This is a genomic window from Nodosilinea sp. LEGE 06152 (assembly GCF_015207525.1).
Taxonomy (GTDB): Bacteria; Cyanobacteriota; Cyanobacteriia; order Phormidesmidales; family Phormidesmidaceae; genus Nodosilinea.
The window spans coordinates 464,953-489,081 of sequence record NZ_JADEWR010000003.1 but is presented as its reverse complement, the minus strand read 5'-3'; the positions used below and the strand labels follow the sequence as shown (position 1 = coordinate 489,081).

Sequence of the window (24,129 nt, the reverse complement as noted above, 5' to 3'; positions counted from 1 at the left end):
ACAGGGCCGTTGGGGATCACAGGGTTACCAGGTGGCTAGCGGGATGTCGCTACGGGGTGTTCGAGAATATGGTCGAGAAACCCTTCACAGGCATCGAGCAGAAGCTCAATCACGTAGGTAAACCCTTCGGGACCACCGTAGTAGGGGTCGGGCACCTCGCGATCGGGGTGGGTGCGGCAAAAGTCGCACATCAGCCGTACCTTATCGGCGTGCTGACCGGCGGGGTCGAGGGCCAAAATGTCGCGATAGTTCTGGCGGTCCATAGCCAGAATGTAGTCGAACCGATCGAAGTCAACAACGTTAAACTGACGGGCTTGCCCAACTAAGTCAATGCCCTTAGCTTTGGCGGCCTGGGTCATGCGGCGATCGGGGCAACTTCCCACGTGGTAGCTGGCGGTCCCCGCCGAGTCGCACACTACCCGATTGCCTAGCTGCCGTTGCGCAATCAGGTGATTCATGATGTTTTCGGCCGAGGGCGACCGGCAGATGTTGCCCAGGCAGACAAACAAAAGGCGAGTGGTCATAGGGCTAGGCCTACATGCCGGGCAGGTTGAGGCCACCAGTGAGTACCTCCATGCGATCGCGCATGGTGGCCGTCGATTTTTCGTAGGCATCTTTCATCGCCGCCGTCACCAGGTCAGAGAGCACCTCAGCCCCTTCGTTGAGTGCCTCGGGGGCGATCGTCACGCCCTTGGGTTCCTGATTGCCGCTCATGGTTACTTTGACCAGACCACCACCCGACTCGCCTTCGATCTCCATCTGCTCCAGTTCTTCCTGCAGCTGCTTGGCCCCTTCTTGAATCTGCTGGGCTTTTTTGAAGGCTTCGGTCAGCTCCTTCATCTTGCCTAACCCAAACCCAAATCCTTGACCTTGTGACATGGAGTTTCTCTCGAACGTACAGCGTGCTGGTGGCGTCCAAGCGGGTGGCGTCAATCAGCTATACGATTCTAACGCCCAGCGACAAAATGGAAAGCTCAATCTCCCCATCGGCCTAGTCGGCACCCGACCCCCTGGCTGCTTCGAGGTGGGTTTGAAGGCCGCAGGGGCATTGGGTTGAGTTGATGGGCACAAGGTCTACTAAGTTCTAAATTGCAAGTTCTAACTTGAGTAGGGTTATCTACCCTTGGCCGGGAGCTGGGTTGAACCGTACGCTTTTAGTATTAGACGATTCGCTGCACCATCAGCTCCAACTTGCTCACTGGCTTGCTCACTGGAGCGTAGCGAGGTCAACCACCATAGCTCTCGGCATAAACCGCGTAAAACCATGGGATTTTTTGATTCAGAAATTGTCCAGCAAGAGGCCATGCAGCTGTTTCAGGATTATCAATCGCTGGTGCAGCTTGGGGGTAACTACGGCAAGTTCGACCGTGAGGGCAAGAAAATGTACATTGCCCAAATGGAAGCGATGATGGATCGCTACCACATCTTTATGAAGCGTTTTGAGCTGTCAGAAGACTTTCAGGCCCAAATGACTGTCGAGCAGCTCAAAACCCAGCTGGGCCAGTTTGGCATGACCCCCGATATGATGTTTCAGCAGATGCACCAGACCCTTGAGCGCATGAAAGCTGAAATCGAGGCGTAGAAACTTTGTCCATTGACAGCATGCCAGAGTTGACTGCCGCCCAGGGCGAAGTACAGCACTACCGCCAGCGCCTAGACGGTCTGTTGCTCTACGGGAGCGTGTTTCAGACCTCCGTAGGAGAGGCTTTTGGGGCTCTGCTAGAGGCTCTGCAGGCGGGCGATGTGGCGCTCAGCTTGAGACGTTACGCCACTTGGTTTCAGGCGCTGGCCCACACGGGCGAGAGCTGGGGTGCCCACCTGCTGCGGCAAGTTGCCTACGCAGACAATCCTTTTACGGCCCAGGCCCAGCGCTGGGAGTACAGTGATTTACCTCAAGCCCTGGTCGCTGCCGCCCGCCACGACTTAGAGCAGCTCCAGGCCCTGTACCAGCTCAGCGGTGCCCAGGTGGCTGGGTGGGTACAGGCGATTGCGCATCTCCCTGAGCCTCCGGTAGCCTGGGCCGTGGCTGAAGCCGCTCCCCTGGCGCTGCCCCTGTCTACAGAGACCGTCTGGGCTGAGGCTGTTGCCGCCCTAGCCGCGCACTACCGCCGCCACGGCGCCGGGCTGTTTGCCCAGTATCGCGCCTTTAGCTGGCGCGCGGGGGCACTCTGTGGCATTGCTGAGCCCGACCCAATTCGCCTCGATCAGCTCACGGCCTATGAGCATCCGCGGCAGCAGCTGGTGCAAAATACCCTGGCTCTGCTCAAAGGCTATCCGGCCCTCAATGTGCTGCTCTACGGCAGTCGGGGGTCGGGCAAATCGTCACTGGTAAAGGCGCTGGTAAATGAGTACGCGCCCCAGGGCCTGCGCCTGGTGGAGGTGGCTAAGGGCGACCTGCAGGCCCTGCCCGAAATTGTGGGAGATTTGCGATCGCGCCCCCAGCGGTTCATTATTTTTGTCGACGACCTTTCCTTTGAAGAGGACGACGACACGTTTAAAGCGCTCAAGGTGGTGCTGGAGGGCAGCACCACAGCCCGCCCCGCCAACGTAGTAGTCTACGCCACCTCTAACCGTCGCCACCTGGTGCGAGAGTTCTTTAGCGATCGCCCCCGCCCCAGTGATCAAGACGACGTGCAGGCCTGGGATACGCTGCAGGAAAAGCTGTCGTTTAGCGATCGCTTTGGCCTTACCCTCACCTTTGAACCCGCCGACCAGCCCACCTATCTGACTATCGTTAGGCACCTGGCCCAACAGGCCCATATTCCTCTAGCCGACGATGATCTCACTGCCCGCGCCCTGCAGTGGGCCACCCGCCACAACGGGCGATCGGGCCGTGCCGCGCGTCAGTTTATCGACTGGCTAACGGCAGAACTGGGCTTGGCCCCTGGCTGTCCATAACGTTTAGAACGCAGAGGTTAGAGGCAATTAAAAAAGCGATCGCAGCCCATGCGATCGCTTCAAAACACCACTACCAGTTAAGCTTCTAAGCGGCTAGAGCTTTAGCGTTTTTCAGTACCCTGGTTGGGAGCGCCCTCTACACCAGTATTGCTGCTGCCACCTTCGGGTTGGGCTTCGTCTTTGCCATCACCTGCTTCGTACATGCCGGTGTGGCGCTGCATCGGGTCGAGGGGGGTGTTATACCCATCTTGCTCTTCACTGCTGCTCTTAGCTTTGCTCTTATCCTCTGACATAATATTGACCTCTATTAAGGTTGCTTTTACTAGGCTAGGGCGATCGCTGGTTTTCTCAATCCATCTCTGGAAGGGAGTTGCCCTAACCCAAAAGGAAGACGTTGCCCTTCCGCCGCTACTCCATGCACCGAGGGCTGGGGCACCAGAACCAAGGCCCAGAGAGTCATCTGTAATCGCCAGAATCTCGCAAACGACCCCTGCTGGAAGCAGCATTACCGACGATAAAATCGCCGAATCCGTGCTTGAGGAAACCTCAGCTAGTTCTGTATTGGCGAGCAGATTACACAAATGGGGCAAAAACTAGTGATGTTTAAGTATTTCTGAGACTTAATGCCCTTTCTTGAGACTACCGCTATGCTTGTTTCCATTGGAAAAGCAACCTAAGTGCTTTCCCAAACTAGGGTTATCACCATGCCTAAATACACCGTTGACGATGTCCTTGAGATTATTTGCAGTCTGAGCGTTGAAGAAAAGGCAAGCCTCAAGGCTCAACTGAGCACTGTGCTGGAAGCGGCGACTTCAGCGGACCGTGTCACCCAGCAAAGCCGGTCTATGTCTGTGGGCGGCAATTTTCAGGTTAGCGGTAGCGGTGTGACGGTTGATATGAGCCAGCGGCAGACGGTTGGTAATAGTTCCACCGACGGAAATGCCGATACCACCCAAGCCCTGCTGCAAGCCCTCGCTGCTCTTCAACAGCAGGTAATTAATTCTGCCAACTTGAACTCCATTGAAAAGGCGACCGCTAAGGTGCCGATCACCACGCTAGCCACTGAGCTGGAGAAAGAAAAACCCGATAAAGATTTGATTGATCAGTCAGTAGAAGCTCTGCGCAAGGGGCTGGCCGGGGTAGAAACCCTGGCCGAACCGGTAATGCGGGTAGCGGGCCTGGTGGCTAAAGCTATGGTGCTTCTGTGAACAATCCTGAGGCCGAACCGGAGCGCAACCCAGCATCCTCGTCTCAGGCCCAAGATGTGGCAATTGGGGGGAATTTTCAGGTCGATGGTGCGGGCAACAGCGTCGATTTCTCGCAAACTACCATTGACCAGTCCCACGCTCAGATCACCCACATTACCCAGGTGGCCTTTGACCAAGTCAAAGCCCGGCCCCTGAACCCGCGATCGCCTTACATTGGTCTGCGCAAGTTTGAAGTGCGCGATCGCGATTTGTTCTTTGGCCGCGATCGCATCCTGGTCCATCTGCAGGAGCGTCTGCAAGACCACTTTTTGCTGGTGCTAGGGGCCTCGGGCAGCGGCAAATCCTCGCTGATTCGCGCTGGGCTGATTCCCCAGCTGGCTCAGCAGCGGGGAGGCGGCTTTCGAGAGCTGATCTGCACCCCCGATCGCAATCCTTTTGAGTCGTTTCGGGCCAGCCTGACCAGCGCCGGCTACCGCCAGTCGGAGACGGAGTTTTTGCTAGCCAACCAGCCCGACAGCCTGCTGAAAGCCGCTCAAACAGTTAAGGCCAACGATGACGAATGGCTAGTTTTTATTGACCAGTTCGAGGAACTGTTTACCCTCTGCCCCAATGGGCTCATCCGCCAGCACTTTATCGACGGCCTAGTGAACTTAGTAGCAGGCGGTCTGCCTTCGGTAGATCTCGTGGTGGCCATGCGGGCCGACTTTCTCGATCGCCTCAGCGCCTACCCCGATCTCAGCGGCATTCTGCAGCGATCGGAGCTAATTACTGACCTGGGCGACGACGAGCTGCGGCTGGCCATCGAGCAGCCCGCCGCCCGCCACGGAGTAGTCTTTGAGCCTGACCTGGTGGCAGAAATTATCCAGGGGTTAAAGGGCCGAAACGCAACTGGCGAAGCCGAGCGAATTTCGCTGCCGCTGTTGCAGTACACCCTCAAGCTGCTGTGGGAGAGCAGCGGCGATCTGGGCGATCGCATCCTCCGCACCAGCACCTACCGCCAGATCGGTGGCGTGCGCGGTGCCCTTCAGCGGCGAGTTGACGAAATCTACAACGGCTTTTCCGTCGATGAGCAACAGGTAGCCAAACACATCTTTTTACAACTAGTTGACACCACCACCGCCGATGTGGGCACTACCGCCGTGGGCAAAGCCGTCAGCCGCCGCGCCACCCTCACCGAGTTTCGCGACCCCACCGAGCAAAAGGTGCTGCAGCAGTTGATCAATGCGAGTCTGCTGGTGAGCGATCGCCCCAGCCCCGACAGCAGTGCCGTGGTCGAGCTAGCTCACGAAACCCTAATCGACTCCTGGGATACCCTCAAGCGCTGGATCGAAGAAAGCAAACCTCTCATTCGCCTGCGCAACCAGCTCAAGGACGATGCCATGCGCTGGCACGACCTGCACCAGCAAAACTCAGCCCAGGCAGAGGCCGAACTGTGGCAGGGCAGCAAACTGCAATGGTTGATGGCTCAAAAGCAGGAGTTGCGCGATCGCTTCGGCAACTTCTGCTCTGAAGAAACCGCCTTTGTCACCGCTAGCGAAGCCCTCGCCGACCGAGGTCACCGCCGCGAAGTGCAGCGCCTGCGCCGCACCATCGCCGGGGTTGGCATTGCCTTGGCTGCCGTCAGCGGCCTAGCCTTTCTTGCCCTTAATCAGTGGATTCGCGCCGAGCAGGGCCAGATCAAAGCCCTTACCCAAACCACCAACGCTGAGTTCACCGCCAACCGCGATACGCTAACTCCGCTTTTGACGGCTCTAGACGCAGGCACTCGCCTACAGCGCATACCTGCCTTTCTGCGCCCCCCCGAACTTCAGGCTGATGTCATGACCGCTCTAGCCCAGGGCGTTTACTGGGTGCGCGAAAAAAACCGTCTCGAAGGCCACACTGATGGCATTGTTGCCGTTGCCTTTAGCCCCGATGGTACAACCATTGCCACTGGCAGCTACGATACCTCCATAAAGCTATGGGGTCTGGAAGGACAACCGCTGCCTGTCACTCTGTCCCATGACATCGCTGTTCTAGACGTCGCCTTTAACCCCGATGGGCAAATCCTCGCCAGTGCAGATGAGAGCGGCATCATCAAACTCTGGTCAAACCAAGGAGACCTCTTAACCCCCCCAATTCAAGCTCACAACGACTATATCCACAGTGTTCAATTTTCCCCTCAAGGCGAAAGTCTAGCCAGCGCTAGCCAAGACGGCACCATCAAGCTATGGGATGTTCAGGGTAACTTTCAGCAAACCATCCCAGCCCACAGCCAGCCAGTCCGAGACTTGGCTTTTAGCCCTAATGGTCGTGTCCTGGCAAGCGCCAGTGCAGACGGCACTATCAAACTATGGGAACGCAATGGTACCCCCAAGCGTTCACCCCTCATGGGGCATCAGGGTCGAGTGATGAGTGTTCAGTTTAGCCCAGAGACCAATCCAAACTGGTTAGTCTCTGGAGATGACCAGGGAAGTATTCGAATTTGGAAAGCCACAGGAGAACCTGTTCGGCTACTCACCTCTGACGATACCAGTGCGGTGCGCCAGGTTGCCTTCAGTGCCGATGGCCGCACAATTAGTGCTGCCCGTCACAGTGGAGCAATTGAGGTTTGGGATATGCAAGGCAGGCTGCTCACCACGCTGCTGGGGCACTCCTTGCCGGCCAACGGCGTCGCGTTTGGTCCCGATAGCACAACCCTAGCTTCGGCCAGCAATGACCAACGGGTCATACTCTGGGCTCTTAGCACAACCCCAAGACTCACCGTTCTACCCTCGCCTACAGAAGAAAACAGCCCAGTCTTTGGCCTAAATTTTAATCAGCAACAACCCCAGTTGGCCACTACTCAACAAGATGGACAAGCGGTGCTTTGGTCACTTGAAGACGGGCAAATGCCTCAGCCTCGGCTGCTACCCGATCCGGGTAAAGAAGGATGGAAAATTCAATTCAGCTTTCAGGGCGATCGCATTGTCAGTTGCGATTTAGATGGAACTATTCGCGTGTGGACAGCCAAAGGCGATCTCATCCGCACAATTTCTAAAGCCCATATCGGTGGTGCCTATGCAGTAAGCTTTAGCCCTCAAGGTAAGTATATTGCTTCCGGAGGTTACGACAAATTAGTTAAACTTTGGGATATTAATGGCAACCCACTTTTCTCATTGCCAGGGCATCAGGGCTTTGTCAGCTCACTAGCCTTTAATGCCCAAGGCACTCATTTAGTCAGCGCTAGCATCGATAACACCGCCAGACTTTGGGATCTGCAGACTCAAACACAGATTGCCACCTTAGAAGGACATCTAGCTCCCATTTGGAGCGTAGCTTTCAGCCCAGACAACAGCCTGATTGCTACCGCCAGTTCTGATAAAACCATCGGCTTGTGGGATCTCAACGGTCAACCAATCAGAACCCTTCGAGGACATACTGACACCATCAATAGCGTAAAGTTTAGTGAAAATGGCCAGCTACTTTACAGTGCCAGCAATGATAAATCCATTAAGGTTTGGCAAGCTAATGGTGAATTGGTCATGACCCTGCTTGGCCATGACAAAGCCGTCAACGCTCTCGACACCAAGGAGAATGTTTTGTCTTCTGGTAGCACTGATGGCCTTACAATTCTCTGGAGGCAGGAACCCAATTATCTCAGCCTAGATGATCTAATTCAGGAAGGTTGCGATTGGGCAAAAGACTACTTAGATAATCAAGCTAACACAGCCAAAAAGCTCTGTAGTAGATAATTCTATTAAAGACTCCATAAGAAGGAATCAAAATGGCTCAATCTAGCTCAAGTGCTCACTGGCAGAAAAAAGGATTTGGCTGGATTCCTGATTTGCCGGATATTGCCGATCCCAATCTAGGAATTGCTTTAGATAAAAAAACCCGCATTTTAACCCGTGAAGATATTGAAAATCTCGAGGATGTCGCTCAAAATTTGATCGAACTCCTGCATGAAAAAAATATAGCAGGCTCTGAAAAACTTAAAGGAATATCTAATAAGATTCTTGGAGAGACTCGCTTTCCGGAGGTCAAGGTCTACAAAGTCCTTAAAAAAGGGTACCCCTTTCAAGAGAAAGAAGTCAGTCAACTCAAACAGGCACTCTGCTGGCTCTACGAAGACAAGCTGAATGACTCTCCTACTCCAAATTCAAAGAGTAAAGGCAAGGAAAAAACGGCTAAAAAATCTAGCAGCGAATACATTTTTGAAAAACTAAGAGACAAAGAAACACGTTTCAAATGGCTTCAGAATCCTACCTTTGATGATCAGCTCGAAAAAATTGTTCAGCATTTTCAAGGTCAGAATAACCTGATTCAAGATGGAGTTGTTGGCTTAATTACCCATAAGGCACTCGAAGAAAGAATTGAAAAAGCTTCGACCAGCTATCAAAGAGTTGATTTGTTGTGCCCGTCTTCTATAGTTCCTCATGAGGTTCTAGGAGAAATCTTTCAGCATCTTACCTATATCTGGCTGCACTCAAGGTTTGATAACTGCATCTCTAATATATTCAAAGGCTTCTTCGAGAACTATGAGGTGAATTCAAATAGAAGTAAAAATGTCAACAAGATTAAGACGGAGCTTAAATTCATTGCAAAAGAGAAAATTCAACATCTTGGTCTTGAATTTCGACGAGAAATAGAGGAGTTGCCTCAACAGTCCGAGATGGATTTTTCTGCACCACTTGCAAGCTTACTAGAAAATCTTGATCTACTAAAAGATATGTTGGTCTTAAGGTCTGGGGAACTGACCCAGATCCAAACAGCCAATAATTCGGAGATCGGACATTCAAACGCTGAGGTGCCAGATCCTAGCATAGCCATCGCCCCTGCGGTAAACGAGCCAAATCCTGGTAATTATCTATCTATACTTCAAAATCTTCAGACAGAATTGGAATGGGCTCTTAATGATTGTTTAGGCAGTCTAAAAAAAACTGAAGAAATAGAATCCAGTATATTGCCTGACAAACCAATTTTGGGGATCGAAGACAGCTTTATTTGCTACAGAGCAAGCGATTTTGCGACGCAGTTTAATCGCTGGTTTCATGTTATTGAACCTTTTATCTCAGCCATCTTTCAAATTCTTTCTCCCCTGGCTAACTTCGATAACTATAAGCAAGCTGTTAATGCTGGATTTGATAGGCTAGATAGCTGCCTTCAGCTCTACCAATTAGAATATGCTTCAACATTGACAACCTACAAAGAACTACTGCTTGAGTCAACTTCACCGCAAACTCAGGATCAAATTGAAGAACTTCAATCAATCCGAAAAACTATTGTTGACCTATTTCAAGAAACCTTAGCAAAAATTGATCGAGTTCAAAATGAAAATCTTAAATTTAGGCCCTTAATCCTGGAGTCGTTACAAGATTCTCTGAAGTATGATGTAGAGAGTTGTGCGGGAATGGGGATGGCAGATCAGAACGATGATTTGGCAACCCTTCTCAGTAAACGATGGTTAGGGTATACGAAAGAAGACCCTAACGCAGATGACTCTTGGTTTAATAAGACGCTAAGGCAGTTAGAAGGCAAATTAGAAAACCTAAAGCTGGGATCTGACGCCAAAAATATTCTGAGACCCCTAGCTCTAAACTTTTATCAGTCAAAGCTGTTTTCTCTGTCGGATGAACTTCCCTACCTGAATAAAAAAGATGGATCAGCGATAAGTGACTTTTTAGATAAAATCTTCGCTGCGAATAGAAAAGACATCGAAACCTATGATTGTTTTTTTAGGTTTTTGAAGGATATTATTCAAGCTAAGTATAAAGTTAATCCAGTAAAATCTGATGCCCAAGCAGCTAGCGATCGCAAGGTCAAAGCTGGTGAAGCCAGGCAAATAAACAAATCCCAATTGGCAGAGTTAGTTTCTTTTTTAAGTACTAAGAAGGAAATGTTCGAAATTCAGGATGGCAGTTTTACTGCTGCCAAATCTTCGGCTTCTGAGCAGGAGGTGAAGCCTTCTCTCCTTGACCCGACGATTTTGCAATTGCCCATAAGTTCGAGCTTAATGAGGAAATCTAATCGAAAACCTCAAGCAAAAAAATCAGCGGAGATTCGCGAATCTCGAATTTCGTATTATTTCTTCTTGCCCAGTTTAGTTGATCTGAGCTACTGGTTTTCACCAGTTGAAGATCAGGGCACTGTTAACGCCTGTACTGCTTTTTCGGGGGTTGCTCTTTTAGAGTATTTTGCCCAAAGACGCTACGGGAAGTACACAAATTTGTCTGCTAAGTTTGTGTACAAGACAGCACGAAATCTAATGAATCGTATTGATGATACTGGTGCATCAGTACGACAAACAATGAAAGCGCTCGTTTTATTTGGAGTTCCCCCTGAAGAAGCTTGGCCCTGGCATCCTGAAGATTTTAACGAGGAGCCACCGGCTTTTTGCTATGCCTACGCTCAAAGCTATCAGGCTCTTAAATACTTTCGATTAGATGCAGCTAATACTGGTGCAAACGAGAATCTAATTGCCTCCCGTGAATTATTACTATTTCAAATTAAGGCAGTATTAGCAGCGGGATTACCCTGTATTTTTGGTTTCACTGTTTATAGTTCTTTCTACAGGGATAAAAATCTTCGACGCGGTTATATTCCCTATCCCAGCGGTCGAGACCAGGTTGTGGGAGGACATGCGGCAGTAGCTGTTGGTTATAACGACTACAAGCATATTGATCGCACAGATGGCGAACCGGCAAAGCCAGGGGCCATTTTAATCCGCAACTCCTGGGGGCCAAACTGGGGAAACAGCGGCTATGGTTGGATGCCTTACGACTATATTCTGGATGGTTTAACCGCAGACTGGTGGTCTTTGCTCAAATCAGAGTGGTTTGATGGAGGTGCGTTTGGTCTAGGAGCCATTGATCCAGGCACTTCGGGGGGAACACGAGGTTCTGGTTAGCTCGTCTTATTGCTTTTCTGGCTCGCCAAGCCTATCTCCTGATTAGCCCTGTCAACCTGCAGAATGTCGGTTTTGTACTTAGGGTTTCTTCATTGCCAGGGTGAGGCCATCTGCGATGGGTATCAAGCTGGCGACAACACGATCGTCGTTGTGGATCGCGTTGTTGAGGCGGCGCAGCGTATTGGTGCGGCTGTCGGTTACGGCGGGGTCGGCTACCTGCCCCGACCATAGTACGTTGTCTAGAGCAATCAATCCCCCTGGTCTAACCAATTGCAGCGCCAGTTCGTAGTAGGTGGGGTAACCGCTTTTGTCGGCATCGATAAAGGCGAAGTCAAAGCTGTTGGCTTCGCCAGCTTCAATTAGCTGGGTCAGGGTGTCGGTGGCGGGGGCAATGCGTAGGTCGATTTTGTCGGCAACTCCGGCTTTTTTCCAGTAGCGGCGGGCGATCGCCGTATATTCCTCACTCACATCGCAGGCCACAAGTTTGCCTTCAGGCGGCATGGCTAGCGCCACTCGCAGGGCGCTATAGCCCGTAAACACACCCACCTCCAACGCCTTGGTCACCCCCAACAGCCGCACCAGCAGCGCCATAAACTGCCCTTGCTCGGGGGCAATCTGCATTTGGGCCATGGGGTGCTGGGCGGTTTCGTGGCGTAGGGCGGTCAGTACCTCAGGTTCGTGTACCGAGTGCTCAACTAAGTAGCGGTAGAGGCGATCGTCAAGGTTGAGGGTTTGGTTGCTCATTGCCGCAGGAATAGGTAGAGGGCCGGGGCAAATAGGAAGAAAGTCAGCGGTTTTGCCGGGGCTAGCCCAGATCTGCTTTACCATAGCACCGCAGGCGTTAAACCTGACTCGGCCACTTGACTCAGTCAGCTTGGGGGGCCTGGGTGAGGCTAAGTCTTAGGCCTAGGGGAGAATACGGCCATGGACACAGACTCAGTGGTGCAAATCTCGGCCATGACCGGATGGATTATTGGCGTCAGCCACAGTAAAGATCGCGGTTACCAGTGTTGGATTGTCAACCCTGATTTGGACGTGTTGAGCGATGGCACGTTCTACACTACCAGCAGCGCCGCTATGTCGGCGGGGCGGGCTTTTGTTGAGCGCTACAGCTAATAGCTCAGTTGGGCAGCCAGTTCTGGGGCGACCGCAAGATTTTGAAATAGACCAGGCTCGCTGCGATCGCGGTATAGGCCCTAGAGTTAGTCAAGTCAATTAGCCAATCGCGCCGCTCGTTCGACTCGCGATCGCAAGTCGCCGCCTCTGTTATGCCACACCATACCGCGCGCACAACACCTGTCTCATCTGCTTCATATTGCCGGGCAGGTCAGTTTTCATTGCCTGCTCGATGAGAAAAGACGGGACTGGAATGGTGGGGGCAGCCTGCACCGAGTAGCTCAGCAGGGTGCCCTGGCTGAAGTCTTGCAGGTGCAGATCGGCCGCAAAATGAGAAAAGGTGCCCTGCTCTAGGCGAAACTGAATTGCCTCGCAGGTGGTCTCGACCACCTTGAGGTAGATCTCGACCTGGGCGGTGAGCAGCATAAACCCCTTGCGCCCGACCTGGTAGAGGCGGCGGTAGCGCTGGGTAGCCGTTTTTACGGTCTCGAGCACTTCGCTATGAACAATATTAGGAAAATACTGGGTCCAGCAGCTGTAGTTGGTCACCTGGGGCCAAATTTGCGGCCGCGCTAGGGGCACGTACATGTGGGCTGTTACTGCCCCGCCATCCCGGTTAGTCTGAGATTTGAGCAACACATCTCCCCGCAGTAGGGCGATCTGGTCGCCGGGAGAAAACTGGGCTAAAAAACCGTTGGCGGGTCTAAACTCGTGGATTACCCGTGCTTTGCTAACTACCACCGCTCTACTCCTCCTAAGGACGCGACCTGATCCCGATGCTGGGGACCGTGACGACCAGTCTATTGAAGACAAGAGTCACAGATGGGTTCCCCCAAGCGATCGCAGAACCCAGCACCATCGGCCGCCTAACTTGCTACCGTGGTAACGCTGGGTTAGTGGGCCAATGCTACCGCTGTGCCGCTGGTTTTTCTATTAAATGCCAGACAGTTCTGAGGCGGGGAGAAGCGGTAGTATCATTACGGTGCTTTTACCAAGGGCCATCCGTATTCCCCCGTAACCCATTGAAAGCTTTATAAATGGAGACATTGCTGCTATGGGTCGTCGTCGCTACCCGCTGCAACCGCTGACCAAAGTATTTTTGGCTGCCCTAGGGCTAACGGCCATTTTGTGGGTCTTGCGCGGTCTGTCGGTGCTGGCCTTTTTGCCGGGTCTAGTGATCTGGCTGCTAATTTTGGTTTGCTTTGGTTTGGGCATCGTCAGCAGCCTACAGCGGATTCGCTAGCAGATGGTCGGCGGGCCAGCGCCAGCCCCCATTCACGTCTAGACTCAGCCCCCAACGGCCCCCTCAGTCGCGGCGATTAATTTTGAACGATTCGAATGACGGGGGCGATGGAGGCGATGGTGGCATTCCCCAGGGGCGGCTAGCTATGCCCCGGTGGCGCAGGGCGCTGAGATTGACCTGCGCCCCCACGGGCACAAGCAAAATTAGCCCATAGAGCGCCCCCAAGTTGAGGCCGAGGGCCAGCAGTAACCCGTAGGCTAGCTCTTGGCCAGCCAGCCAGGCTAACCCCCAGTGCCGCAGCCCCAGCCCAACTAGCCCCAGCAGCAGCACCAGTCTAACGCCGGGCCACAGGGGTAGACCCGGTGCCCAGCGTCGGGGGGCTAGGCGATAGACCACGGCCAACCCCAAGGCGATACTGGCTAGGGCGATCGCCCATCGACCCAGCCGCCCGACTTGTGCGGCTAGTCCAGGTTGAGGCCCAGCCGCTCCTTTGGTCAGGCTAAAGACCAGCCCCGCTAGCGCCAAGCCCAGAAGCGTCACCCCCCAGGGCAAGAGTCGGGTGCGCCAGTTTACAGGCCGAGGCGAGCCGCCGTCGTAGGCAATGGCCACCAGCTGAATTAGCTTTTGACTACCGGCTACCAGGCACAGCCATGCTCCCAGACCCAGCAGGCCGAGCCCCCAGCGGCCGAGCAGGTTGACATTGGCGTCTACAGGGGCGATCGCAGGGCTGGTTTGCAGCCCCTGGGCCAGGTGCTCCGCCCCCAAGGGCAGTGGCAGGGCCTGATGTTGCTCCAGGTGCAGCAGCACAAAGCTGAGCCCCAGTAGCCCCAGCAGCCAAAGAAATGCGATCGCCGCCGCCACCTCAGCCCAGCGCGATCGCGCCGCCTGTAGCCACACCTCTCGCCAGAGCCGACCGTTGCCGTAGAGGGCCACCGTACTGGCCCAAACGGCCGGACTAAGGTAATTCAAAAACCGCTTAATCATGGCCCCTATCTTGCCATAGGCAAGGGCTTTAGGTGATGGCTCCTAGGCGCGACAAACCAGGCGCGACAAACTAGGCGCGATAAACCGGGAGAGTAAAATAGAAAGAGCTGCCTTCGCCTGGGGACGAGTCAACCCAGATTTGGCCATAGTGAGCGCGAACAATGCGCTGACAGAGAGCCAGCCCCAGCCCGTAGCCCTCCTGGGTAACGTCGCGCTGGAGGCGATAGCTTTCCTCAAAAATTTTGTCGCGGTTCTCGGCCGGAATGCCAGGCCCAGTGTCGGTTACTGAGACCTGCACTTTCTGCGTTGTGCGGTGGAGCGCCACAATGGCGACTTTGCCCTGCTGGGGTGTGTACTTAATCGCATTGTCGAGCAGGTTGGTAATCACCCGCTTGACCTGGGTGCCGTCGGCATAAACCGTCGGCAAATCTTGCGGAATTTCAGTAGTGATCACTTGCTGCTTCTCGCGCAGCCGATTTTGAAACGCGTCTACCACCTCCAGACAGAGTGCGGATAGATTGAGCTCCTGGGGCACAAGCTGAAGCTCCATTGAAGCCCCGCGAGCGGCCTTGAGAATGTCAGTAATCATGCGGTTGATAGCTCGAATTTGAGTCTTCGCATGCTTGAGCAACTGGCCAGTAAGCTCGGGCTTGAGGGTGAGGGTGCGGGCCTGGTTAGGGGCGTAGCCCAGCTCCAGGGTTTCGATCGCGATAGAGGCAGCGGTCAGCGGGTTGCGCAGGTCGTGGGCCATCATGGCGATGATGCGGTCTTTGAAGCGCAGCTGGGCCTCAAGTTCTTCGCGGGTTTGGTTGAGCCGAAAGATTTCATCGGAGAGCTTCATCAGCTCAGCAGAATAGCTGAGGGGGTTCTCCTGCTCGGTCAGCAGATCGGCCGACTGATTGGGGGCAGCGTCGGCCAGCTTGATGGCGTCGAGATGCTCCTGCTGCCACTTGGGCCACCATCGCTCCAGCTGGTTGACGATGTCGCTACCGGCCAGCATTTGCTGCGGGGCCGGAGCAATTTTGATCAGCGCAGGACTGGCCACTAGCTTGTAGTGCTCGGCCAGGTAGGGCTGCTCGCCAATGTCAACCACATCTAGGTTGAACTCAAAGTGATCTTCCAGGGTTTTCAGATACTGCCTGATCTGGCGCATCTGCCGGGCCAGGCTGGGCCGCTTATCGATAAACAGCAGCAGCTTGAGGGGCACCCGAACATCGTCGAAGGAAGTGGAGGAACCCTCCATTACTATCTCCTAAAAGTCTGAAAACCAGTTTCCGTTCATTGATTTTACCTTGACTACCAGGCTCTCTACAGCCCAATCTAAACCCGTTTTCGGGGTTAGGGAAGAACCAGCGCGATCGCAACCAGTTGCCAAGCTGGCCCATAGGAGGATGTCCTTTTTGGGCATTGGCCTGAAACTAGACCCAGCGGCAAAACATTGCGCAGTAAGCGTAATCACCTACGGGATGAGCGCAAAACTGCGGTTAAACCGACCTGTTAGTAAACTGCCTAGTAAACTACGTCCTACCACTAAAAAGAGTTGTTACGGTTCGCGCCAAAGCAATAGGCCAGGTTACCGAGGTCTACTACATTTAAAAAGTAGGGTGAAATCCTTGAAAAGCCTGTGGAGCAAGCCTTTAGAGGGTTGAGGTTGAAGGGTTGAACGAGGGTCAGGAGAACGCTAAAGAGCATTGAGTTGCCGCCGCCGCGTAGTTTTCTCCGCAACTGTTTAGTAAGTCAAAAGCATTGGATGAAAGGGGGTAAGGAATGGGTATCAAAATGTTGCAATCCAAACTATTTTCCTGCCTGGTAAAACCATTTTTAAGCCAGGGGCAGCACCGCGATCGCCATTCCCTGTCATACCTGTTTGTTGGTGCGGCAGCGGCAGCGGCCCTAGGGGCTATTGTCCCCGCTCAGGCCCAAAGCGTCGCTCCAGAATCGGCGTCGGAGACGACGGTGGCGCAAACCGCTGCCGCACTGCCCGAGGCGGGTCGCTACCTGTTTGGCCAGGTGCCTGAGCCCGACCAAATTGGCCAGGGCTACGTGGTACTTGAGCGCACAGGCGATCGCGTCTATGGCGCTTTGTATTACCCCAGCTCATCCTTCGACTGCTTCTATGGCGAGGTAGAAGGCACCGAGTTGGCCATGACCATCATCAATAGCTACGACCAGCAATCCTATCCCTACAGCCTGGCTCTGGCCGACGGACCTGCTGTGGCCTCCAGTAGCGCAGTGGGAGATATAGCTCCCTTTGGGCTAGACGGCTTCTTTGCCATCGATACCGTTAGTGATAACGACCATCGCATGCTCGAAACCTGCCGCGCAGCTGTGGCTCCAGAGTAAACCCAGAGCAACTTGGGTTAGGCGTTACCCAGTTGACGGTTCAGCCAGGAGCGCTAGTCTATGCTTATAGCTCCTTTATTACCGTTGCAGGTCGCGTGAACGCAGCAGAACAGGCTAACAGTATCGAGTTCGCCAGCAAAATAGCCGCCGTGGTGGGCCTTTTCAAAGCAGAGTTGCCCGACCTGCGGGCCGATCTCAAGCCCTGGGCTAACGATCCCGATACTCGTGATCTAGTTGATCCTGACTCGATCGATCTGGGGTTTCACTTCCCTGGAGTCAGTCGGTTGTTTCAGTGCCGCAGCCTGCTGGTGCAGATTCGCCTGTACACCGACCCCGATGCAGGGGATAGCCAAACTTGCCAAAGGGGTGATTCCCGAAGGGAGCCCTCCGCCAATTGTCGCGTCATTGGCCTTGACCTAGCTGGCTTCGACCACCGTGGCAAACGCTGGACACTGTCCACTATCGACAACTGGGCCTTCTCCGGCGATGTTACCCCCGACCCGACCGGTCGAGAACGGCTGCGCCGCTGCTGCCGCCAGGTATTCGCCTTGTTCAACATGCCTTCAGAAATGGGCTAGACTTTAGCCTGGAGTTGCCTACGTCCTGTAGCTCTCACAACAAATTCAAATCACATCACCCTGATTCCAACCAAGTGGTCTGCCTGGGGGCATACGGTGTTTGCCCAGCCCAACCGGGTCTAGAAGGCGGATTCAGGAGCAGTTGTAATGACCGCCGCCAAACTTGGGGATCAGTTCTAGCCATCGCCAGGAGGGTTAGGACATGCCGGAGTTTCTGAAGCGATGGCTATACGCCAGGTCGCTGCCCGAGCTTTCGCCATTGGCGGTTACCGTTGTCCCGAGCGACCTAGCCACCGCTATAGTACCCCACTGCTACCAGCCGGTTCTGAGTCCCTGAAGCCTCATCGTCTCCTGCAACACTCCCATATAGCCGCTGGGGATCACCTCCGCTGGGTCGCTAACGGGGGTATTGGGAGACACCAGCCAGCCAGCCGTTACCCCTGCTGCAGCCCCCGCCTGCCACTCACCGTAGTGAACGCGGGTGGACGCATTGGCAATGTGGGTCGTGGCCATGGCCTTACCACCCATGAGCACGTTGTCGACGCCCTGGGGAATCAGGCTCTCTAACGGAATTTGCACCGGTTTGACGCGAGGCTCCTGGGCCGGAGCGCTTACCGATTCTCCCGAGGGCAACCAGTTGCGGTAGCGACAGCCGTGAATATCGATCGCGTAGTGGGTGAGACCCACGGCGGTAGGACTAAAGTTCCGCTGGCCAGGAAAGTCGTAGCGGAGATCGTTCTCACGAATCATAAACTCGTCTTGGCCGTAGGCCGCGCGGCCCACGATTCGGCGGCCTTCGCGAAAATAAGGCACCATACTGAGCCCTGAGCGCGTGCCCATGGGGCTTTCGTCTCCGTAGAGATAGGCTAAGGGATAGTCTGGACCAGACTGAGTTTCAAGTAGCCAGCGAGCAAAGGTGAGGGCGTTTTCTTCGCCAAATTTAAGGGCCGACTGCGACAGGCCCCCCATCCAGTTTTGGTGTTGCCCAGAGGCTTCTAAGGCGGCGGCGTTGAGCACCAGGGGTGTGTCCACCCAGTTCCAGTCGTTGCCCCGGTTCCAGTTGATCATGGAGATATCGCCGGGGGCCGGGGCGCTGGTGTAGGGGTTGCCGCGCGTCTGGCTGACGATGCGCCGGTAGTTAAACACGCTCTTGCCCGCAAAAAACGGAAACCCTTCTAGGTCAAAGGTGGACTCGTATTCGTGGAGGGCGTAGGTGGGCTGGAGCCGCGACAGCGCCGCTAGGCTATCGCCGCCGTCGTTGTGAATGCCGATCGCAAACGGGTAGGTAAAGGCCTGGGTACAGTCGGGGTTGTCGAAGGCGGCGGCATTGGGCTCGCCAGTGGTCGCCTTTGACTCAGACCCTAGGCGGTAGGGCACCTTGGCCCAGGCCACCAGCTCCCCGGTATCGGTAGCGTCAATCACAATCATGCGCTGACCGGGAGGGGCCTGCAGCTTAACAGACACGCGGTCAAACTGGGCCGTAGGTGACCAGCTGTACCAGTCGGCTAGCTCCTCAGACAGCCGCCCCTTGGGTTTATAGGCAGGATCTTTGGGAATCCGTCGCACCCCGTATACCGCTGTGATGCGGCGACCTGTGGAGTCGAACTCAGCTCCTTTAAAGGCGGTCATGGCAGCCCATCGGCTGGCCGGAGCGCTGGGCTTGGTATCGGCTAAAAACTGCTCAGCGGCCTTGGCCCCTACCTCGGGTGGAAAACACAGGGTACCAACCCAACAGCTGTTGATGTCGGCAACCGATCGCGAGGTACCGCTGGGGCTCCAGCTGGGTAGCGCGGCCACCTGCTGTTTGATAATCTGGCGAAACCGCTGCCAGCTGGGGGAAAGGTTGTTGGCCTGGCGCATTCTCAGCGACTCGTCTAGCGCTGATACCCCCTGGGAGCTGACCTGGCCCCCCAGCCACGGAGCAACTTCAATCAGGCAGGTGGTAGCGCCATTGGCCATGGCGTGGGCCGCGGCGGCTACGCCCCCCAGCGAGCCTCCTACCACGGCTACCTGGCATTCCCAGACTTCCTCGAACTGGGGCAGAGGGTCGATCTGAGGACGGCCGTTAAAGGCCAGGGGCTGGGGCACACGCCGCAGCTTGAGGGCGGGTGTAATTTCACCGCCTGCCCCAGGCGAGGGGGTGGGCGACCAGCGAGAGGCGCTGAGCCCGGCGACGGCCCCCACGCCAAACATGGCGGCGGCCAGCCCCGATAGATAACGCCACCTGTAGCGCCGTTGCCCTCGACTGTGTCGCTGAATTTGTCTGCGATCGCCCTTCACACCAAGTCCTACCCAAATCTAGTTGACACTGCCAAGGTTTTAGCACACCTTCTCTACCTGCGATCGCCCTTTGGCATGCTCTGTTACAGGCCGCACCAGGTTAAATGAACCTGGTAGAGTAGCCACAGATTTGCTATGGCCTGGCCCTATGATTCCCGACCCGACCTTTGCTCCTCCCCCCTCCACGGCCGATTCGGTGCCCTATGCCTCCTCCGGTAGCGCAGCTGCGGCAGAGACAACGTCGCTCTTATCGGTAGAAGCGGTGCAAAAATACCTCAATCGATCGCGGGCCTCGGTGTACCGCTACGCCAACACCGACCCCGACGTTCTCAACCCCCCTTACGACCAAACCAAGCTCAACCCGGAAGTGCGCCGCGACAAAGACGCCCCCCTGGAGTTTCGTCCCCAAGAGGTACGTCGGTTTGCCGAAGAAGTGCTAGGCCTGCACCCCACCATTCAGGTACAGCCGCCCGAAGAAACCCTCACCCACGACCTGATGCGGCAGATGCTGCAAGAACTGCGAGCAATCCGCGAGCTGCTGGAGCGGCAGGGGAAGCAGGGGTGAGGCGCTAGGAGGATGATTCGACGAGGAGATAGGGAATGAGGAGCGATTTAGGCTGTTTCTGACGGTTCACCCGTCAAAACCTCATATTTCTCACCTTTCTTATCCTTCCCCTCCTCCTCCCCTATGTCCCTTCTGCGGCGTAATATCCGTAACTCCTGCAAACGGTCGGGAATGCTAAAGTCAGAAGTGGTTTAAACCTGTAGGCTAAATTTAGCCATAAGTTAAGCCCTGGGGGTGATCAACGTCATGGATTGATTGCTATAACCTTGCATTATGGTCGTGATGGAACTATTTTCCGCCTCATTGTCGTCGATAATCTCGTCCATGAAGAGCGCACGATAGCGGTAGCCTCAGCCGAGGCCTACCGATGACGGTTGGATATGCGGGATTGTTTGGGCTTTTGTGGCTCTGCCTCAACCTCAAACTGCGATCCCTTGTTGATTTCTGTAACTGCATGTATGGATTCTGCTAGTCAACCTGACACCCCTGCGGGGGAACCTCCTAGTCCTTCATCGAGCGTATTGGGTGTGTTAATCGCGGTATTGACGCTAACGTTGCCGCTGTTTATAGTCGCCCATTTTTCATCGGCCACAGCCAATCTCGAACAGCCCCCGGCCTTTGCGGTACCTGCTTCGGCGGGGCGTTAAGCCACCTAACCCATTGGAAACCCAGTGATCGAGCCATTGACCTAAAGCAGAGCTCAAGCGCGGGCACAGCTTCAGCCTCTTCTCCGCGATCGCCTAACCCCCAGGGCTGTGGCCTAAACCTTGCGGAAAATGAGTCATCGCCCCGTAGAATACTATGTCGGAAGGGCACTTGCTAGAGCCTGGCCGCTGTTTCTCGCGGTGTAAGGCTCCAAGCGGGCTGCCGTCTCTGTGATGTGTATTTGTTATCCATTGGAGTATCGTTGTGGACTTATCCCGTATTCCAGCTCAGCCCGAGCCTGGACTGATTAACGTGCTGGTGGAGATTACCGGCGGCAGCAAAAATAAGTATGAATTCGATAAAGATCTAAACGCCTTTATTCTCGACCGGGTGCTATTTTCGTCGGTGAAATATCCCTACGACTACGGCTTTGTGCCCAACACCCTGGCCGACGATGGCGATCCCCTAGACGGCATGGTGCTGATGGATGAGCCGACTTTTCCGGGCTGCGTGATTGCAGCGCGGCCCATCGGCATGTTGGAAATGATCGACGGTGGCGATCGCGACGAGAAAATTCTCTGTGTGCCCGCCGAAGACCCTCGCTATACTAACGTGAAGTCGCTGGATGATGTGGCCCCCCACCGGCTAGATGAGATCGCTGAATTCTTCCGCTCGTACAAAAATTTGGAGAAGAAGGTAACCGAAATTTTGGGCTGGCAGAATGTGGATAAAGTCGCGGCACTGGTAGAGCAGTGCGTGGCCGCAGCTAAGTAACGCTGCATTTCATAAAAGCTAAAGAAGGCGCGGCTTAGAACTCTAAGCCGCGCCTTCTTGTCGATTAAAAACTCAGCTGAAGGGCTATCCCCACCGCCTAAAACAGCAGGAATAAGCCGATCAGGTTTAGTAGAGTTCTTCTTCTTGGTGGGTCAGGATGGTGCAGTCAGAGGTGGGGTAGGCAACGCAGGTCAACACATACCCAGCGCCAATCTGGTCATCATCCAGGAAGGACTGATCGGATTGATCGACGCTACCAGCGGTAATTTTACCGGCGCAGGTGGAGCAAGCCCCAGCCCGGCAGGAGTAGGGCAGATCTAGGCCCTGCTCTTCAGCGGCATCAAGAATATAGGTATCGTCGTCAACGTCGATGGTTTGGTTGAGCCCTTCAGCTTCGTTGATCAGCGTAACCTTGAAGGTTGCCATGGTGCTATCCTCTCGTCAAATACAGATTCCACGTCGATCTATAAACTACAGAACAGCCTTGGGATAAGGTTTCCAGGATTTGCTCTGAGTAGATCTAACACAATCTTGATACTACGGGAAAACCTGAAGCCTGTCTTGCCTTTTTGCGGCTTGGCTGAACGGGATTCGTAATCAAACCGATTAGTAATGGATTGGTTTGCTTATGGGTTTCAGGATCCTAAACGATAGGTAGTGGCCATAAGCCTAACCAATGCCCAGTAATTGGTCTCCAGTAATTGATCTAAAGGGCCTAATAAAATTGGGGCAGACTGACCGTCAACCTGCCCCAATCGTAGGTGAAAAAAACAACCTACATCGACTGGTTGCGCGTAACGCCTTGGTAGGTCACTTCAACCTGATGACAATGACCCTGCTGACGGTGCATCTGCCGTCCCACTCGTCTGTTTTCTTAGGGCTAAGACTTACGGCTGTTTTCGGCCATTTGCAGGTTGAACTCGGCCTGAGTTAGCAGGGCCGCGACCTGGCAGGCGGCATCGGGAGAAAGGGCAGGCTGGCTTTCAGATAAAAAATCAAGGTAGCCATTGAAGGTGCGCATGATGATTTGCTTGTTTTGCAGCATGGTTGATCTCCTCAAAAAGGCTGGGCTTGCGGACCGAATCTGCCCCATGATAGAAGCTGCCCAACCCCAATTGCTAATGTCGTTATACTGAATATTCGCTGATTGAAGCCGTTTGGAGAGGACGTTAGGGCTGCATCTATGGCCGATTTAGTGTTGTTTTGGCACCGCCGCGACCTGCGATTGGGCGACAACGTGGGCTTGAGTGCGGCGCGCGATCGCACCCCCCAGGTGGTAGGCGTCTTTTGCCTTGACCCCGGCATTCTTCAAAACGGCGACGTAGCCCCGGCGCGGGTGGCCTACATGATTGGCTGCCTGGAGGCGCTACAAACAGCCTATACCCAAGCGGGCGGGCAGCTGTTAATTCTTCAGGGCGACCCGGGCCAGAAGATTCCGGCGCTCGCTCAAGCCCTAGAGGTCGATGCGATCTACTGGAACCGCGATGTAGAACCCTACTCGCGTCAGCGCGATACCAGTGTGGCCCAGGCGCTTAAGGAAGCTGGTATCGAATTTCACACCACCTTTTGGGATCAGCTGCTGCACGCCCCAGGGGAGGTTCGCACCGGGGCGGGAGAGCCCTACAGTGTTTACACCCCCTTCTGGCGCAACTGGATTCAGCAAGCTAAAGCCGCGCCCCTGCCCACGCCCGAGGGGCTGACCCCCCTGAGTGCCGAGCAGCAGCAGGCGGCGGAGAAGGTGGGCTGCATTGCGCTACCCAGCGCCGCTGATTTGGGCTTCAGCTGGCAAAATGGATTCCCCGTAGACCCTGGAGAGCAGGGGGCACTGGAGCGACTAGAGGCATTCTGCGACGATGACCGCGCCGTAGCTGCCTACGACGAGCAGCGCGACTTTCCCTTTGTAGATGGCACCTCGCGCCTGAGTGCAGCGCTGAAGTTTGGGGCCGTGGGCATTCGCACCGTGTGGGCTGCCGCCGATGCCGCCTACAGCCGCAGCCGCAGTGACGAAACCCGCGATAACGTGCGCACCTGGCAACAGGAGCTGGCCTGGCGCGAGTTTTATCAGCACGTGATGTACTTTTTCCCGGAGCTAGCCGATGGCCCCTACCGGGCTCCGCTAAAAAACTTTCCCTGGGTCAACAATGAAGACCACTTTGCTGCCTGGTGTGAAGGGCGCACCGGCTACCCCATTGTCGATGCCGCCATGCGCCAGCTCAACGAGATTGGCTGGATGCACAACCGCTGCCGCATGATCGTGGCCAGCTTTCTGACCAAAGACCTGATTGTCAACTGGCAGTGGGGCGAGAGGTACTTTATGCAGCACTTAGTGGATGGCGATCTGTCGGCCAACAACGGCGGCTGGCAGTGGAGTGCCTCCAGCGGCATGGACCCCAAACCGCTGCGGATTTTTAACCCCGCCAGCCAGGCCCAAAAGTATGACGCGGAGGCCGAATACATTCGCCAGTGGGTACCCGAACTCAGGTCGCTGGATACCGGAGCCCTAGTGACTGGGAAGATCGCGGCGGGCGATCGCGGCGATTACCCCGCCCCCATTGTCGACCATAAAATACAGCAGGCCCTGTTCAAGGACAAGTACAAAGCCCAAAGAGCCTGATCGGATTTTGTTT

At 54.8% G+C, this 24,129-nt stretch carries 23 protein-coding genes; 12 read left to right on the top strand and 11 right to left on the bottom strand.

The annotated features are described in order from the left end of the window. Positions 1–35: 35 nt before the first annotated feature. Both IQ265_RS07005 and IQ265_RS07000 read right to left on the bottom strand, forming a co-directional pair. Entirely contained in the window at positions 36–524 is a 489-nt protein-coding gene (locus IQ265_RS07005; RefSeq protein WP_194051866.1) for a low molecular weight protein-tyrosine-phosphatase, read from the bottom strand. A 10-nt stretch (positions 525–534) separates the two neighbouring features. Then, positions 535–879: a YbaB/EbfC family nucleoid-associated protein gene (locus tag IQ265_RS07000; RefSeq protein ID WP_194051864.1), complete on the bottom strand. Its 345-nt coding sequence runs from the start codon at positions 877–879 to the stop codon at positions 535–537. Positions 880–1,264: 385 nt separating this feature from the next. Between IQ265_RS07000 and IQ265_RS06995 the strand changes: the two genes are divergently transcribed. Both IQ265_RS06995 and IQ265_RS06990 read left to right on the top strand, forming a co-directional pair. Next, positions 1,265–1,582 (top strand): DUF1825 family protein, encoded by a 318-nt coding sequence (locus IQ265_RS06995; protein WP_106869193.1) that lies wholly within the window; start codon positions 1,265–1,267, stop codon positions 1,580–1,582. A gap of 20 nt (positions 1,583–1,602) precedes the next feature. Continuing rightward, a complete protein-coding gene (locus tag IQ265_RS06990) occupies positions 1,603–2,898 on the top strand; it encodes an ATP-binding protein (protein WP_194051989.1) in 1,296 nt (431 codons plus the stop codon). A gap of 101 nt (positions 2,899–2,999) precedes the next feature. Here the strand turns inward: IQ265_RS06990 and IQ265_RS06985 are convergent, their stop codons facing one another. Beyond that, complete coding sequence (locus IQ265_RS06985; RefSeq protein ID WP_194051862.1) at positions 3,000–3,191, bottom strand: hypothetical protein; 192 nt, start codon at positions 3,189–3,191, stop codon at positions 3,000–3,002. A 411-nt stretch (positions 3,192–3,602) separates the two neighbouring features. On the opposite strand from IQ265_RS06985, the gene IQ265_RS06980 reads away from it, so the two are divergent. From IQ265_RS06980 to IQ265_RS28545, 3 genes are read left to right on the top strand one after another with little or no spacing between them, the layout of a single operon-like run. Beyond that, positions 3,603–4,106, top strand: a complete 504-nt coding sequence (locus tag IQ265_RS06980) for a hypothetical protein (protein ID WP_194051860.1) — start codon at positions 3,603–3,605, stop codon at positions 4,104–4,106. Beyond that, positions 4,103–7,819 (top strand): WD40 repeat domain-containing protein, encoded by a 3,717-nt coding sequence (locus IQ265_RS30480; protein WP_194051858.1) that lies wholly within the window; start codon positions 4,103–4,105, stop codon positions 7,817–7,819. The genes IQ265_RS06980 and IQ265_RS30480 overlap by 4 nt, the downstream gene beginning before the upstream one ends. A gap of 32 nt (positions 7,820–7,851) precedes the next feature. After that, positions 7,852–10,974 carry a C1 family peptidase gene (locus IQ265_RS28545; protein ID WP_228037648.1) on the top strand — a complete coding sequence of 1,041 codons (3,123 nt, stop codon included), beginning with the start codon at positions 7,852–7,854 and terminating at the stop codon, positions 10,972–10,974. 78 nt (positions 10,975–11,052) lie between these two features. Here IQ265_RS28545 and IQ265_RS06965 read toward each other — a convergent pair whose 3' ends face one another. Further along, positions 11,053–11,718: a class I SAM-dependent methyltransferase gene (locus IQ265_RS06965; protein ID WP_194051985.1), complete on the bottom strand. Its 666-nt coding sequence runs from the start codon at positions 11,716–11,718 to the stop codon at positions 11,053–11,055. A 180-nt stretch (positions 11,719–11,898) separates the two neighbouring features. On the opposite strand from IQ265_RS06965, the gene IQ265_RS06960 reads away from it, so the two are divergent. Further along, the gene (locus IQ265_RS06960; RefSeq protein ID WP_035993818.1) at positions 11,899–12,090 is read left to right on the top strand and encodes a hypothetical protein; all 192 of its coding nucleotides are present in this window, start codon (positions 11,899–11,901) and stop codon (positions 12,088–12,090) included. A 4-nt stretch (positions 12,091–12,094) separates the two neighbouring features. On the opposite strand, the gene IQ265_RS06955 is transcribed toward IQ265_RS06960, so the two are convergent. Both IQ265_RS06955 and IQ265_RS06950 read right to left on the bottom strand, forming a co-directional pair. Continuing rightward, on the bottom strand, positions 12,095–12,265 hold the full coding sequence (locus IQ265_RS06955) for a hypothetical protein (RefSeq protein WP_194051856.1): 171 nt from the start codon (positions 12,263–12,265) through the stop codon (positions 12,095–12,097). Further along, positions 12,241–12,831, bottom strand: a complete 591-nt coding sequence (locus IQ265_RS06950; protein WP_347404922.1) for an SRPBCC family protein — start codon at positions 12,829–12,831, stop codon at positions 12,241–12,243. Before IQ265_RS06950 ends, IQ265_RS06955 begins: the two co-directional genes overlap by 25 nt. 313 nt (positions 12,832–13,144) lie before the next feature. Between IQ265_RS06950 and IQ265_RS06945 the strand changes: the two genes are divergently transcribed. After that, complete coding sequence (locus tag IQ265_RS06945) at positions 13,145–13,333, top strand: hypothetical protein (protein ID WP_194051854.1); 189 nt, start codon at positions 13,145–13,147, stop codon at positions 13,331–13,333. Between the two features lie 63 nt (positions 13,334–13,396). Here the strand turns inward: IQ265_RS06945 and IQ265_RS06940 are convergent, their stop codons facing one another. Continuing rightward, on the bottom strand, positions 13,397–14,317 hold the full coding sequence (locus tag IQ265_RS06940; RefSeq protein WP_194051852.1) for a YihY/virulence factor BrkB family protein: 921 nt from the start codon (positions 14,315–14,317) through the stop codon (positions 13,397–13,399). A 70-nt stretch (positions 14,318–14,387) separates the two neighbouring features. Beyond that, a complete protein-coding gene (locus IQ265_RS06935; RefSeq protein ID WP_194051850.1) occupies positions 14,388–15,560 on the bottom strand; it encodes a histidine kinase in 1,173 nt (390 codons plus the stop codon). Between the two features lie 536 nt (positions 15,561–16,096). Here IQ265_RS06935 and IQ265_RS06930 point away from each other — a divergent pair. Continuing rightward, the gene (locus IQ265_RS06930) at positions 16,097–16,660 is read left to right on the top strand and encodes a hypothetical protein (RefSeq protein ID WP_194051848.1); all 564 of its coding nucleotides are present in this window, start codon (positions 16,097–16,099) and stop codon (positions 16,658–16,660) included. A gap of 95 nt (positions 16,661–16,755) precedes the next feature. Beyond that, the gene (locus tag IQ265_RS06925) at positions 16,756–17,238 is read left to right on the top strand and encodes a hypothetical protein (RefSeq protein ID WP_194051981.1); all 483 of its coding nucleotides are present in this window, start codon (positions 16,756–16,758) and stop codon (positions 17,236–17,238) included. A gap of 312 nt (positions 17,239–17,550) precedes the next feature. On the opposite strand, the gene IQ265_RS06920 is transcribed toward IQ265_RS06925, so the two are convergent. Beyond that, positions 17,551–19,518 carry an FAD-dependent oxidoreductase gene (locus IQ265_RS06920; protein ID WP_194051846.1) on the bottom strand — a complete coding sequence of 656 codons (1,968 nt, stop codon included), beginning with the start codon at positions 19,516–19,518 and terminating at the stop codon, positions 17,551–17,553. A 148-nt stretch (positions 19,519–19,666) separates the two neighbouring features. Between IQ265_RS06920 and IQ265_RS06915 the strand changes: the two genes are divergently transcribed. Beyond that, positions 19,667–20,083, top strand: a complete 417-nt coding sequence (locus tag IQ265_RS06915) for a resolvase (RefSeq protein WP_228037646.1) — start codon at positions 19,667–19,669, stop codon at positions 20,081–20,083. 909 nt (positions 20,084–20,992) lie between these two features. Then, a complete protein-coding gene (locus IQ265_RS06910) occupies positions 20,993–21,502 on the top strand; it encodes an inorganic diphosphatase (protein ID WP_194051844.1) in 510 nt (169 codons plus the stop codon). A gap of 126 nt (positions 21,503–21,628) precedes the next feature. On the opposite strand, the gene IQ265_RS06905 is transcribed toward IQ265_RS06910, so the two are convergent. After that, positions 21,629–21,928, bottom strand: a complete 300-nt coding sequence (locus tag IQ265_RS06905; RefSeq protein WP_194051842.1) for a ferredoxin — start codon at positions 21,926–21,928, stop codon at positions 21,629–21,631. A gap of 454 nt (positions 21,929–22,382) precedes the next feature. Beyond that, positions 22,383–22,547, bottom strand: a complete 165-nt coding sequence (locus tag IQ265_RS06900) for a hypothetical protein (RefSeq protein ID WP_194051840.1) — start codon at positions 22,545–22,547, stop codon at positions 22,383–22,385. 138 nt (positions 22,548–22,685) lie between these two features. On the opposite strand from IQ265_RS06900, the gene IQ265_RS06895 reads away from it, so the two are divergent. Next, entirely contained in the window at positions 22,686–24,116 is a 1,431-nt protein-coding gene (locus IQ265_RS06895; protein ID WP_194051838.1) for an FAD-binding domain-containing protein, read from the top strand. Positions 24,117–24,129 lie beyond the last annotated feature (13 nt).

What these genes read in the sequence shown, in the direction of transcription:
- IQ265_RS07005 (WP_194051866.1), bottom strand. Translation starts at nt 524, where the DNA reads ATGACCACTCGCCTTTTGTTTGTCTGCCTGGGCAACATCTGCCGGTCG.
- IQ265_RS07000 (WP_194051864.1), bottom strand. Translation starts at nt 879, where the DNA reads ATGTCACAAGGTCAAGGATTTGGGTTTGGGTTAGGCAAGATGAAGGAG.
- IQ265_RS06995 (WP_106869193.1), top strand. Translation starts at nt 1,265, where the DNA reads ATGGGATTTTTTGATTCAGAAATTGTCCAGCAAGAGGCCATGCAGCTG.
- IQ265_RS06990 (WP_194051989.1), top strand. Translation starts at nt 1,603, where the DNA reads ATGCCAGAGTTGACTGCCGCCCAGGGCGAAGTACAGCACTACCGCCAG.
- IQ265_RS06985 (WP_194051862.1), bottom strand. Translation starts at nt 3,191, where the DNA reads ATGTCAGAGGATAAGAGCAAAGCTAAGAGCAGCAGTGAAGAGCAAGAT.
- IQ265_RS06980 (WP_194051860.1), top strand. Translation starts at nt 3,603, where the DNA reads ATGCCTAAATACACCGTTGACGATGTCCTTGAGATTATTTGCAGTCTG.
- IQ265_RS28545 (WP_228037648.1), top strand. Translation starts at nt 7,852, where the DNA reads ATGGCTCAATCTAGCTCAAGTGCTCACTGGCAGAAAAAAGGATTTGGC.
- IQ265_RS06965 (WP_194051985.1), bottom strand. Translation starts at nt 11,718, where the DNA reads ATGAGCAACCAAACCCTCAACCTTGACGATCGCCTCTACCGCTACTTA.
- IQ265_RS06960 (WP_035993818.1), top strand. Translation starts at nt 11,899, where the DNA reads ATGGACACAGACTCAGTGGTGCAAATCTCGGCCATGACCGGATGGATT.
- IQ265_RS06945 (WP_194051854.1), top strand. Translation starts at nt 13,145, where the DNA reads ATGGGTCGTCGTCGCTACCCGCTGCAACCGCTGACCAAAGTATTTTTG.
- IQ265_RS06940 (WP_194051852.1), bottom strand. Translation starts at nt 14,317, where the DNA reads ATGATTAAGCGGTTTTTGAATTACCTTAGTCCGGCCGTTTGGGCCAGT.
- IQ265_RS06935 (WP_194051850.1), bottom strand. Translation starts at nt 15,560, where the DNA reads ATGGAGGGTTCCTCCACTTCCTTCGACGATGTTCGGGTGCCCCTCAAG.
- IQ265_RS06930 (WP_194051848.1), top strand. Translation starts at nt 16,097, where the DNA reads ATGTTGCAATCCAAACTATTTTCCTGCCTGGTAAAACCATTTTTAAGC.
- IQ265_RS06915 (WP_228037646.1), top strand. Translation starts at nt 19,667, where the DNA reads ATGATTCCCGACCCGACCTTTGCTCCTCCCCCCTCCACGGCCGATTCG.
- IQ265_RS06905 (WP_194051842.1), bottom strand. Translation starts at nt 21,928, where the DNA reads ATGGCAACCTTCAAGGTTACGCTGATCAACGAAGCTGAAGGGCTCAAC.
- IQ265_RS06900 (WP_194051840.1), bottom strand. Translation starts at nt 22,547, where the DNA reads ATGCTGCAAAACAAGCAAATCATCATGCGCACCTTCAATGGCTACCTT.
- IQ265_RS06895 (WP_194051838.1), top strand. Translation starts at nt 22,686, where the DNA reads ATGGCCGATTTAGTGTTGTTTTGGCACCGCCGCGACCTGCGATTGGGC.